We start from the raw sequence: 10,777 nt of genomic DNA, 5'->3' as shown, positions 1-10,777 counted from the left end.
CACCTGATGGTGCCATACGCCGCGATTGTAATTAATGCCCTGCCTGCCGTTGGTAACGAAGGCGCGGACCAAGCCTGATACAGGTTCATCGCCAAGTGGCGCGACCACGATCAGAAAGGGGTTGCCGAGCAGCGGAATGAAAGCCTGGCTGCCCAGCGGGTGACGCTCCAGCATGCTGACGGTCAGCGGCATGTCCTGCGCGTCGGCGCGGAAGATGCTGATGATCGCGTTGTCCTCTGGCGTGGCGGTTTGCACCGTCGCCAGTTTGTGAAAGCGCATGGTCGAACCGTTGTTGATCATGAAGTGATCGCTGCCGTCGGTTTCGATCACGTCACCGAAAGGGGCGAAGGCTTCTTTGGTCAGCGGTTCAATCGTCAGTGTGCGCATGCTGGTCTTCTTTTCGTTGAGTTCTGTGTTGTTTGATCTGGCGCCTTCGCGGGCAGTGATACCTGTAGGAGCGAGGCTTGCCCGCGAATGGCCGCGCCGCTTACTTAGCGACCTTGCCCAATACGCGCAAGCGACTCACACCACCATCCGGGAACACGTTCAGGCGGATGTGGGTGATCGGGCCCAGGGCCTTGATCTGCTCGGCGAAGGTGTGTTCGGCGTGCATTTCCAGTTTCTGCGCCGGCAGCAATTCGCGCCAGAACAGCGATTGGGTTTCGATCTGGCTGTCGGTGCCGCCCTTCACGAAGGCGCCCTGGATCGAGCACGTGTCCGGGTAGTTGCCCTTGAAGTGCAGGGTGTCGACGATGACTTTCTCGACTTCGCCAGCATGACCCAGCGCAACGATTACCCAGTCATTGCCCGGCGTGCGACGACGGGCGGTTTCCCAGCCGTCGCCCATGTTGATGCCACGGCCCGGGTTGAGGATGTTGCTCATGCGACCGAAGTGTTCGTCGGAGCAGGCGAGGGCGCGGCCACCGTTCAGGGCTGCGGCCAGGTCGATCTGCTCGTTGTCACCAACGGCCGACCAGTCGCGGTGCGGCACACCGTACACACGCAGACGCGCTACGCCACCATCCGGGTAGATGTTGAAGCGCAGGTGGCTGAACGCCTGGTCGTTATTGATTTCGTGGTAGTGGTGGCTGTTGCCTTGCAGCTCGACGGCCGACAGCACTTCAACCCACTGGGTGTTTTCGGTCGGTTCGCCTTCAGCCAGGAAACAGGCTTCCAGGGAGGCCGACGGCGGGTAGTTGCCGGTGAAGAATGAAGTGTCGATGTCCACGCCTTTGATCGAGCCTGCTACACCCAGGCGAATCACGGCGCTGTCATAGCCTTCGAAGCGCTTGCGGCGCGATTCCCAGCCGTCCATCCACTTGCCGTTGTCATCGAACACGCCTTCTTTCCACACCGCCGGGGTTGGCTGGAACAGGCGGTTGGCATCAGCGAACCAGTCATCGGTGACCGAGATGATTTTGGTGCCCAGGCGGGCGTCGGCCAGGTTGACGAACTTCTCGAAAGGTACGGCGTAAGCTTTCATTCTTCTTGTCTGCCTTTAATAAGTTGGCTTGGGATGCTTGCAGGGCCCTGGGAAACGCAAGCGTTCATGAGGTTTCTCGGGCCAGGCTCGCTATAGGGTCAGTAAACGGAGCAGGGCGATCTTGTTGATCTCTGCCAGCGCGCATTTGAATTCGGTATCTGCCGAGTTGTGAATGCGCGTTTCGAACGCCGCGAGGATCTGATGCCGGTTGCTGCCTTTTACCGCCATGATGAAGGGAAACTTGAACTTGGCCTTGTAGGCGTCGTTCAGCTCGGTGAAGCGCTGGAACTCTTCGGCCGTGCATTGGTGAATACCGGCGCCCGCTTGTTCATTGGTGCTGGCTTCGGTCAGTTGGCCCTGTACGGCGGCTTTGCCGGCCAGGTCCGGGTGAGCGTTGATCAGGGCCAGTTGGCTTGCGTGATCAGCGCTCAACAGGATGTCGCTCATGCGCTGGTGCAGGGTTTCGATCTGGTCGATCGAAGCGTCCTGGCCCAGGTCGAAGGCCTTCTCGGCCACCCATGGCGAATGTTCGTAGATGTCGGCGAACGCAGCGACGAATGCATCGCGGCTCAGGCTCGACGGTTTCAGGGTTTGAAAGGTGCTCATTTGGCAGCCCCTTGGTACGGGTGGGTTTCGTGCCAGTGGCGAGCGATGTCGACGCGACGGCTGAACCACACCTGTTCATGACTTTTAGCGTATTCGATAAAGCGCTTGAGCGAGGCCAGACGCGCCGGACGGCCGATCAAGCGGCAGTGCAGGCCGATCGAGAGCATTTTCGGCGCCTCGGCACCTTCGGCGTACAGCACGTCGAACGCGTCTTTCAGGTATTCGAAGAAATCGTCGCCCTTGTTGAAACCCTGGACCTGGGTGAAGCGCATGTCGTTGGTGTCCAGGGTGTACGGGATCACCAGGTGCGGCTTGCCGGTGGGGTTGTTCGGTTCCCAGTAGGGCAGGTCGTCGTCGTAGGTGTCGCAATCGTAGAGGAAACCACCTTCTTCCATCACCAGCCGACGGGTGTTCGGGCCAGTGCGGCCGGTGTACCAGCCCAATGGGCGTTCGCCGGTGAGTTCGGTGAGGATGCGGATCGCTTCGAGCATGTGCTCGCGTTCCTGCGCTTCGTCCATGTACTGATAGTCGATCCAGCGGTAGCCGTGGCTGCAGATCTCGTGGCCGGCCTCGACCATCGCGCGGATCACGTCCGGGTGGCGCTGGGCGGCCATCGCGACGGCGAAGATGGTCAGCGGAATGTCGAATTCCTTGAACAGCTTCAGCACCCGCCACACGCCGGCGCGGCTGCCATACTCGTAAAGGGATTCCATGCTCATGTTGCGCGCGCCTTGCAGCGGCTGCGCCGAGACCATTTCCGAGAGGAAGGCTTCGGATTCTTTATCGCCGTGCAGGATATTGCGCTCGCCACCTTCCTCGTAATTGAGCACGAAGGACAGGGCGATGCGGGCATTGCCCGGCCAGTGTGGGTGCGGAGGGTTACTGCCGTAACCGACCAGGTCGCGTGGGTAGTCAGCGCTCACTGCAGTCTTCCTTCTTATTCGTTGACAGGTTTGTGTGGCGGCCTGGCGATCAGATGACAGGCTGGCGTCACAGCGATGGGCTGATTGTATACAACTTTATATCCACTTTGTAAGCCTGAATTTTTGCATTTTTCATTGACTGTCATGAAAGGATGCTACTGCAAGAAACCTGCCTGACTGGTCAGCTAATGGATAGAAGGTCCGCTGCAGGCATGGTTTGTGGTCAGATTCGCCGTGATTCGCGAAATGGCGGTGGTCGGGATAAAAATGTCGTTTTTATTGTGTACAATTTTTTTGAAAAGTGTCTTAATCAGTCGCTCGCCGCAGCTTTTCGTGCTCCGAAACGGTGCGGTCTCCTTTCAACTGACTTCGGGAGGCGCGAGGCCTGACTGCTGTATGCAGGCAGGCGCGCAGAATCAATGGGACGTTTGACTACACACGTTTTGGACGCTGCACACGGTTGCCCGGGCAGCTCGATCAAGGTCGAGTTGTACCGCGTTGAAGGCTCGCAACTGGAATTGGTCGCCAGTGCGATCACCAACAGCGATGGCCGTGTCGATGCACCGTTGCTGCAAGGCGATGACTACCGTTCCGGGGTCTATCAGGTTCAGTTTCATGCGGGCGATTACTACCGCGCCCGTGGCGTTCAGCTGCCGGAGCCGGCGTTCCTGGATGTGGTGGTGCTGCGATTCGGCATCTCTGCCGAGCAGGATCACTACCATGTGCCGTTGCTGATTTCGCCCTATAGCTATTCGACCTACAGAGGAAGCTAGACTCCCCCAAGAATCTGCGCATAAAGCTTCTTTGGTCTTTTGCCCGCCCACACTGCGGGCTTTTTTTTGCCTTGAGGAATGTGCTGTTGCGGAGGGCGCCTTCGCGGGCAAGCCTTGCTCCTACGGTCGGTGAAACCTGTAGGAGCGAGGCTTGCCCGCGAAGCGCTTAACGGCTCAACAACGACGCCGCACCTGCACCACTGAACAACCCTGCACTGATCCGGTTAAACCAACTCTGCCCCTTGCCCGTACGCAGATACCGCGCCGCGCCATGGGCACCCAGCCCATAGGCCAACTTGCACAGCAGATCGAGCACGGTCCAGGTGGCAATCATCACCAGCAACTGCGGCAGGAACGGTTGCTCGGCGCTCAAGAATTGCGGCAGGAAAGCGGCGAAGAACAGGATGTCTTTCGGATTGCTCGCACCCAGCACGAACGCGCGACCAAACAGCGCACGAAAACGCGGCACTGGCGCAGCCTGGGGCACTTCGGCACCGACTGATGGCAGACGCGATTGCTGCCAGCTCTGCCAGGCGAGATAAAACAGGTACAGCGCACCGACGATCTTCAGCGCGCTGAACAGCTGTTCCGAGGCCAGCAGCAGGGCGCCCAGGCCCAATGCCGAAGCACTGAGCAGGCAGATCGAGGCAATCACCCCGCCGAGAAACGCCGGGTAAGAACGGCGCAAGCCGTAGTTCAAACTGTTGCTGATCATCAGCAAAGACAATGGCCCCGGGATCAGGATCACCACCAGCGCAGCGCCGCTGAACAGCAGCCAGGTTTCCAGACTCATCACTTTCCTCCAAATATGCAAAAGCCCCACCCGACGGGGTGAGGCTGTTTGAAGCTATGACCGCTTACAAGAAAACGAACTTGGCGATGAAGATCGCGCAGAGCACCCACAAGCTGACGGAAATTTCCTTGTACTTACCGGTGCCGGCCTTCAGCACCACATAAGTGATGAAGCCGAGCGCGATACCGTCGGCGACCGAGAAGGTCAACGGCATCATGATCGCGGTGACGATCGCCGGAATGCTGTCGGTCGCTTCATCCCACTCGATGTGCGCCATGCCGCTCATCATCAGCATTGCCACATAAATCAGCGCACCGGCGGTTGCGTAAGCGGGAATCATGCCAGCCAGCGGTGCGAAGAACATCGCGGCAATAAATAGCACACCTACGGTCACTGCGGTAAGACCAGTCCGACCACCAGCGGCTACACCCGCGGCACTTTCTACATAGCTTGTTACTGGCGGAACACCGACCATCGCCCCGAAAACGCTGGACGCGCTGTCGGCTTTCATGGCGCGGGACAGGTTTTCGATGCGGCCGTCGGCGTTCACCAAATTGGCGCGCTGAGCGACGCCCATCAAGGTGCCGGCAGTATCGAACATGTGCACGAAAAGGAACGCGAGGACCACGCTGATCATGCTGACGTTGAATACGCCGGCAACGTTCATGGCCATCCAGGTCGGCGCCAGGCTTGGCGGGGCGGACATGATGCCCTCGTAGTGCACCAGGCCCAGGCCCCAACCGGCGAGGGTTACGGTGATGATGCTGATGAGAATCGCACCGAAGACTTTGTGGTAGCTGAGCACCGCAATCATCAGGAAGCAGATGGCGGCCAGCAGCGGGCCGGGTTCGCGCAGGGAGCCGAGCTTGATCAGGGTCGCCGGGCTATCGACGACGATGCCGGCGGTTTTCAGGCCGATGATCCCCAGGAACAATCCGACACCCGCGCCCATGGCGTAGCGCAGGCTGACCGGAATGCTGTTGAGCAGCCATTCGCGGATCTTGGAGAAGGTCAGGATCATGAACAAAACGCCGGAGACAAACACCGCGCCGAGGGCGGTTTCCCAGTTGTAGCCCATGGTGCCGACCACGGTGTAGGTGAAGAAGGCGTTGAGGCCCATGCCCGGCGCCAGGCCGACCGGCCAGTTGGCGTACAGGCCCATCAACAGGCAACCCAGCGCGGCGGCGATGCACGTGGCGACGAACGCGGCGCCGTGATCAATGCCGGCGTCGGCCATGATGTTCGGGTTGACGAAGATGATGTAAGCCATGGTGATGAAGGTTGTCAGACCGGCAATCAGCTCGGTCTTCACCGTGGTGCCGTGCAAGGAGAGTTTGAAGATGCGCTCCAGCCAGCCATTGCGTAACGGCGGCGAGAGATCCAGCGACGGGGCTTCGGATTTGCGGCTTTCCACAGCGAGTACTCCTCAAGAGTTTTATTTTTATTTCCAGGGCCGGACCCATGAGGGTGGCAGCGGCCCTTTGAGGCACTTGCGAATTTGTTGACCTCTTGGTCAGGAACTCGCACGAAGTGGATTATGCTTTTGTATACAAATAAAGCAAATAATGTTTTTGATTTTGTCGACGAAAAGTTTGGCGATAGGGATATATCGCCTGGAGGGACGCCTTCGCGGGCAAGCCTCGCTCCTACAGATATACGCACGAACCTGTAGGAGCGAGGCTTGCCCGCGAAGACTGACTCAAGGTCACATCGCCTGCTGGTTGTTTCCCAACGCCAGATTCACCGCCAACCACCCATCCACCGCCGCCTCCCCAGACTCGGCAAACACCCGCTCCAACAATTTCACCTGCTCGCGCCGCAATGACTGCTCGAACCGCGCGCCATCCTCGGTCAGCTCCAGCAACCGCTTACGCTTATCGGCCTCGGACGCCACGCTCTCCACCAGATGCATTTCCACCAATTGCCGCAACGGCATGTTCAGCGCCTGCTTGGTCACGCCGAGCAGCGCGAGCAATTCCTTCACGCTCAGATTTGGATAACGGGCGATAAAAAACACGATGCGTTGATGCACCCGACTCAAGCCTCGACGTTCAAGCATTTCGTCAGCCTTGGCGGTGAACGCCTGGTAGCCGAAGAAAAACGCTTCCATGGCGTGTTGCTGGGTCGTTGGGTTTTTAAGGTCAAGCATATTGACGTATCCGCTCAAGCTGTCGTAATTTCGGTCAACCAGTTTGACTCATTTTCCTCAGGCCTCGCTACCGGTGACCCCATGGCTTTTTCCGAACGTGTCTCGCGCCTTAAAAGTTCTTTGATCCGTGAAATCCTCGCCGCAGCCCAGCGCCCGGAGGTGATGTCGTTCGCTGGCGGCTTGCCGGCCGAAGCCATGCTGCCGAAAGTCGAATGGGCCGACATGCCGCTGTCCATGGGTCAATACGGCATGAGCGAAGGCGAGCCTGCGTTGCGCGAAGCCCTGGCCGCAGAGGCGCGAGCGTTAGGTGTGCCGTGCGAGGCGAGTCAGGTGCTGGTGGTCAGCGGCTCCCAGCAAACCCTCGATCTGGCGGCCAAGCTCTACATCGACAAAGGCACCGAGATCCTGCTCGAAGCGCCGACCTATCTGGCGGCGTTGCAGATTTTCCAGCTGTTTGGCGCTGACTGCATCACGGTCCCGCAGGAAGCCGACGGCCCGAACCTGGTTCAGTTGCGTGCGCGCCTGGAACAGCACAAACCCGCTTTCATCTACCTGATCCCGACCTTCCAGAACCCGTCGGCGGTGCGCTATAGCGAAGCCAAGCGCGATGCGGTGGCGGCGTTGCTGGACGAGTTCGGCGTCACGCTGATCGAAGACGAACCGTACCGTGAGCTGACCTTCGACGGCGGCAGCGCCACGCCGATTGTCAGTCGCCTGAAAAAGGCCAGTTGGATCTACACCGGCACCGTGTCCAAAACCCTGTTGCCGGGGCTGCGGGTCGGTTACCTGATCGCCAGCCCGGACCTGTTCCCACACTTGTTGAAACTCAAGCAATCGGCGGATCTGCACACCAATCGTGTGGGGCAGTGGCAGGCGCTGCAATGGATCGGCACCGAGAAATTCCAGCAGCACCTCAGCGAATTGCGGGACTTCTATCGGGTGCGTCGGGATGCATTCCAGTCAGCGCTGGAAACGCATTTCTCCGATCTGGCGGACTGGAACGTGCCGCAAGGCGGGCTGTTTTTCTGGCTGACGCTCAAGCAACCGCTGGACACCCGGACCTTGCTCAAGGCTGCGCTGGCGGCGGATGTAGCGTTTATGCCTGGGGAGCCATTCTTTCCGGACCCGGACAATCATCCTGGGCATCTGCGGCTGAATTTCAGTCACATCGATCCGGCGCGGCTGGATGAAGGGTTGAAGCGGTTGGCGGCGGTGGTGAGAGAGGCGCTGGTGGCGCAAGCGGCTTGAGGGGAGGGTAGAAATGAATAAACCGGCTCAGGGGCCGGTTTATTTTTGTCTGGATTTTGTGGTGGTTGAGCTGACGCCTTCGCGGGCAAGCCTCGCTCCTACGGGGGCGAGTTGACCACGATTATTCGCGAACGCCGCCAATCCTTGTAGGAGCGAGGCTTGCCCGCGAAGAGGCCATCAATCACACCGCAAACCCATCAGACCGCCGCAAACCGCTTATCCAGATAATCAATAATCACCTTGGACTCATACATCCACGTGGTCTGGCCATTTTCTTCAATCCGCAGGCACGGCACTTTGATCTTGCCGCCCTGGTCCAGCAGGGTCTGGCGATCCTGTTCGTTGTTCTTCGCATCGCGCAACGCCACCGGCACGTTCAAGCGGCGCAGGGTCCGGCGGGTTTTCACACAGAACGGGCAGGCGTGGAACTGATACAGGGTCAGGTCCTTGGCGGCGGAGTTGACCTGAGCCTGAGCCTCGGCCGGGCGCTGTTTTTTGCCCGGACGGGTGATGAAGTCGATGAAGATGATCAGTTGGCCAAGGCCGACACGAAGCGCTTTTACGAACACGTTGAAAGCCTCACGGTGGGAATTGTGAAAGGCGCGCAGCTTACCTGATTTTTCACAGGCGAAAAAAAACCGGCGATGAATGCCGGTTTTCTTCGTGCCGCGAATTACTTGATCAGGCTGAGAAACTCGCTGCGAGTCGCTGCGTTTTCGCGGAACTCACCGAGCATCACTGAAGTGATCATCGACGAATTCTGCTTCTCGACACCGCGCATCATCATGCACATGTGCTTGGCCTCGATCACCACCGCAACGCCCAGGGCGCCGGTGACTTGCTGGACCGCATCAGCGATCTGGCGGCTGAGGTTTTCCTGGATCTGCAGGCGGCGGGCGTACATATCGACGATCCGCGCGACTTTCGACAGCCCCAATACCTTGCCGCTCGGGATATAGGCGACGTGGGCCTTGCCGATGAACGGCAGCAGGTGGTGTTCGCACAACGAGTAGAGCTCGATGTCCTTGACCAGCACCATTTCGCTGTTGTCGGAGCTGAACAAGGCACCGTTGGTGACTTCTTCCAGAGTCTGTTCATAACCGCGGCAGAGGTACTGCATGGCTTTGGCGGCACGCTTCGGCGTGTCGAGCAGGCCCTCGCGGGAGACGTCCTCGCCCAATTGGCCGAGAATCGCGGTGTAATTCTGTTCCAGTGTCACAGGGGCTGATTCCATAAGGGTTTCAGAGGGGTACTTGATTCTGTCTGTACCAGTTGTGTGTCGTGCCAGCTATCTCAAGCTTTCCGAACTCGGCCCGGTCGGGGCTGGAGTTGATCCATCGGAGGTCGGTCGATCGCTCTATTTGAACGTTATGACCAGACGGAACGGCAATAAATGCGGGGTCCATCCCCGCGATTGGGCACATGGTAGCGTATGTGTGACGGCAGTTGTATGGCTGGCGCCCGCGAATCGCCATTTCATGAATCCGGTTATCGGGCGTAAAAAGACCGGGCTTCGCGATCGTTAATGGTTGATCAGTCGAAGTGAGACTTGCCCGCGGACAAGCCGGACCACAGATGATCGATGTCCCTGAATCCCCAGCGGGCAGGGCATTCGCGGCTGATGATGCGGTCTGGCGGTAGCGCCATGGCCAGGTTCACCACACACAGAGGGATAGTCTGCTCGGTAATGGCGGAGTAAAAAACCATGACCTTGGGCGTCAAGAGGGATTTTTCATGTTGCTCACAGACGACCCCTATGCGCCCGCTCTCAAGGCGTACCAGCGCACCTACCGGATAGATGCCTACGCATTTGACAAATGCCTGGAATATTTTTTCGTCGAAATGCCCTTTCCATGCCGCCATGCGGTGGATGGCTTCTGCCGGTCCCCAGGCACTTTTATAGGGGCGATCTGATGTCACCGCATCGTAGACATCACAGATAGCGCCCATTCGTGCAAACAGGGTTATTTGCGAGCCAGACAACTTGTGGGGATATCCGCTGCCGTCAAACTTCTCATGATGGTGCAGGCACACATCCAGCACGCGGGCGCTGAACAGTGGATTTCCGTGCAGCATATGCGCACCTGCCTCAGGGTGGCCGCGCATGGTTTCAAATTCGTCATCGCAGAGCTTGCCCGGTTTGTTGAGAATGGCGACCGGTATGGCGGCCTTGCCGACATCGTGCATAAGACCGGCAACGCCGGCGTCCTGAATCAATTGCGGGGGTAACTTCATGCCTCGAGCGAGCGCAATCATCAGTGCACAAACGGCAACGGAATGCATGTAGGTATATTCATCCGAAGCCTTCAATCGCGCCAGGCTGATAAAAGCATCGGGGTGACGCTGGAGTGATTCGGAAATCCGGGTGACCAGTTCAGTCACTTGTCCGGTTTCGATCACTCGCCCCATACGCAAGTCGGCGAACATTCTTTTTATAGCCGCTTTGGACTGCATGCACAGTGTGACGGCGTGTGAAATCTCCTCTGCCATGGTGGCGACAGTCGTTGCCTGTGAGTCGGGTATCGAGACCGGCTGAGTATTAACTGCACACGTGTCCATATCGATTCCCCTGCGAATATTTATCCAGAGTTCTATAACTTCGGCATCGTAAATACGTTGCAGGTCTTGCTCGCTTTGCAGCAAGAAGCCATTTTTCCAAAGTGAATGATGGATGCCCGAGCCACAAAACTCATGGATGTACATGCCCAAACGCAATTCAGATATCGCGATTTGTTTCAGCATGATAATCACCGCTTCTTATTAAGCTGATTCTACAGATCAGAATCGCCGGTCCCTGCGCGC

At 58.3% G+C, this 10,777-nt stretch carries 12 protein-coding genes; 2 read left to right on the top strand and 10 right to left on the bottom strand.

Going from position 1 to position 10,777, the window contains the following annotated elements:
- From ACIOYV_RS18520 to puuE, 4 genes are all read right to left on the bottom strand, one after another.
- Window positions 1-387, bottom strand: a 387-nt coding sequence (locus tag ACIOYV_RS18520; protein ID WP_401325808.1) for an ureidoglycolate lyase, incomplete at its 3' end; no start/stop codon positions are given.
- 100 nt (window positions 388-487) lie between these two features.
- Window positions 488-1,483 carry an allantoicase gene (gene alc, locus ACIOYV_RS18515; protein ID WP_054048716.1) on the bottom strand — a complete coding sequence of 332 codons (996 nt, stop codon included), beginning with the start codon at window positions 1,481-1,483 and terminating at the stop codon, window positions 488-490.
- Between the two features lie 90 nt (window positions 1,484-1,573).
- Window positions 1,574-2,089 carry a 2-oxo-4-hydroxy-4-carboxy-5-ureidoimidazoline decarboxylase gene (gene uraD, locus ACIOYV_RS18510; RefSeq protein ID WP_401325804.1) on the bottom strand — a complete coding sequence of 172 codons (516 nt, stop codon included), beginning with the start codon at window positions 2,087-2,089 and terminating at the stop codon, window positions 1,574-1,576.
- Window positions 2,086-3,012 (bottom strand): allantoinase PuuE, encoded by a 927-nt coding sequence (gene puuE / locus ACIOYV_RS18505; RefSeq protein WP_054048713.1) that lies wholly within the window; start codon window positions 3,010-3,012, stop codon window positions 2,086-2,088. Before puuE ends, uraD begins: the two co-directional genes overlap by 4 nt.
- Window positions 3,013-3,431: 419 nt before the next feature.
- On the opposite strand from puuE, the gene uraH reads away from it, so the two are divergent.
- Window positions 3,432-3,785, top strand: a complete 354-nt coding sequence (uraH, locus tag ACIOYV_RS18500) for a hydroxyisourate hydrolase (RefSeq protein WP_010456673.1) — start codon at window positions 3,432-3,434, stop codon at window positions 3,783-3,785.
- 166 nt (window positions 3,786-3,951) lie between these two features.
- On the opposite strand, the gene ACIOYV_RS18495 is transcribed toward uraH, so the two are convergent.
- The 3 genes from ACIOYV_RS18495 to ACIOYV_RS18485 all read right to left on the bottom strand — a co-directional run bounded on the left by ACIOYV_RS18495 (window position 3,952) and on the right by ACIOYV_RS18485 (window position 6,727).
- Window positions 3,952-4,578, bottom strand: coding sequence for a LysE family translocator (locus tag ACIOYV_RS18495; RefSeq protein ID WP_163909162.1), 627 nt, complete (start codon window positions 4,576-4,578; stop codon window positions 3,952-3,954).
- 64 nt (window positions 4,579-4,642) lie between these two features.
- Window positions 4,643-5,992 carry an NCS2 family permease gene (locus ACIOYV_RS18490; protein ID WP_401325799.1) on the bottom strand — a complete coding sequence of 450 codons (1,350 nt, stop codon included), beginning with the start codon at window positions 5,990-5,992 and terminating at the stop codon, window positions 4,643-4,645.
- 291 nt (window positions 5,993-6,283) lie between these two features.
- A complete protein-coding gene (locus ACIOYV_RS18485) occupies window positions 6,284-6,727 on the bottom strand; it encodes a MarR family winged helix-turn-helix transcriptional regulator (RefSeq protein ID WP_401325796.1) in 444 nt (147 codons plus the stop codon).
- 81 nt (window positions 6,728-6,808) lie between these two features.
- Here ACIOYV_RS18485 and ACIOYV_RS18480 point away from each other — a divergent pair, with 81 nt between their 5' ends.
- Window positions 6,809-7,975, top strand: a complete 1,167-nt coding sequence (locus tag ACIOYV_RS18480) for a PLP-dependent aminotransferase family protein (RefSeq protein WP_401325794.1) — start codon at window positions 6,809-6,811, stop codon at window positions 7,973-7,975.
- 197 nt (window positions 7,976-8,172) lie between these two features.
- Here ACIOYV_RS18480 and ACIOYV_RS18475 read toward each other — a convergent pair whose 3' ends face one another.
- The 3 genes from ACIOYV_RS18475 to ACIOYV_RS18465 form a co-directional block, all read right to left on the bottom strand.
- Window positions 8,173-8,544, bottom strand: coding sequence for a glutathione S-transferase N-terminal domain-containing protein (locus tag ACIOYV_RS18475; protein ID WP_054048702.1), 372 nt, complete (start codon window positions 8,542-8,544; stop codon window positions 8,173-8,175).
- A gap of 104 nt (window positions 8,545-8,648) precedes the next feature.
- Complete coding sequence (gene folE / locus ACIOYV_RS18470) at window positions 8,649-9,194, bottom strand: GTP cyclohydrolase I FolE (protein ID WP_010456659.1); 546 nt, start codon at window positions 9,192-9,194, stop codon at window positions 8,649-8,651.
- Window positions 9,195-9,508: 314 nt separating this feature from the next.
- Window positions 9,509-10,717: an HD-GYP domain-containing protein gene (locus ACIOYV_RS18465; RefSeq protein WP_401325790.1), complete on the bottom strand. Its 1,209-nt coding sequence runs from the start codon at window positions 10,715-10,717 to the stop codon at window positions 9,509-9,511.
- Window positions 10,718-10,777: the final 60 nt, after the last annotated feature.

The sequence above is a fragment of the Pseudomonas sp. NPDC087342 genome (assembly GCF_044744265.1).
Classification (GTDB): Bacteria; Pseudomonadota; Gammaproteobacteria; order Pseudomonadales; family Pseudomonadaceae; genus Aquipseudomonas; species Aquipseudomonas nunensis.
The sequence above is the reverse complement of the archived record's forward strand: the minus strand, read 5'-3'. Positions and strand labels throughout refer to the sequence as shown.

Coding starts and splice junctions, on each gene's coding strand:
- alc (WP_054048716.1), bottom strand. CDS start 1,483: ATGAAAGCTTACGCCGTACCTTTCGAGAAGTTCGTCAACCTGGCCGAC.
- uraD (WP_401325804.1), bottom strand. CDS start 2,089: ATGAGCACCTTTCAAACCCTGAAACCGTCGAGCCTGAGCCGCGATGCA.
- uraH (WP_010456673.1), top strand. CDS start 3,432: ATGGGACGTTTGACTACACACGTTTTGGACGCTGCACACGGTTGCCCG.
- ACIOYV_RS18495 (WP_163909162.1), bottom strand. CDS start 4,578: ATGAGTCTGGAAACCTGGCTGCTGTTCAGCGGCGCTGCGCTGGTGGTG.
- ACIOYV_RS18485 (WP_401325796.1), bottom strand. CDS start 6,727: ATGCTTGACCTTAAAAACCCAACGACCCAGCAACACGCCATGGAAGCG.
- ACIOYV_RS18480 (WP_401325794.1), top strand. CDS start 6,809: ATGGCTTTTTCCGAACGTGTCTCGCGCCTTAAAAGTTCTTTGATCCGT.
- ACIOYV_RS18465 (WP_401325790.1), bottom strand. CDS start 10,717: ATGCTGAAACAAATCGCGATATCTGAATTGCGTTTGGGCATGTACATC.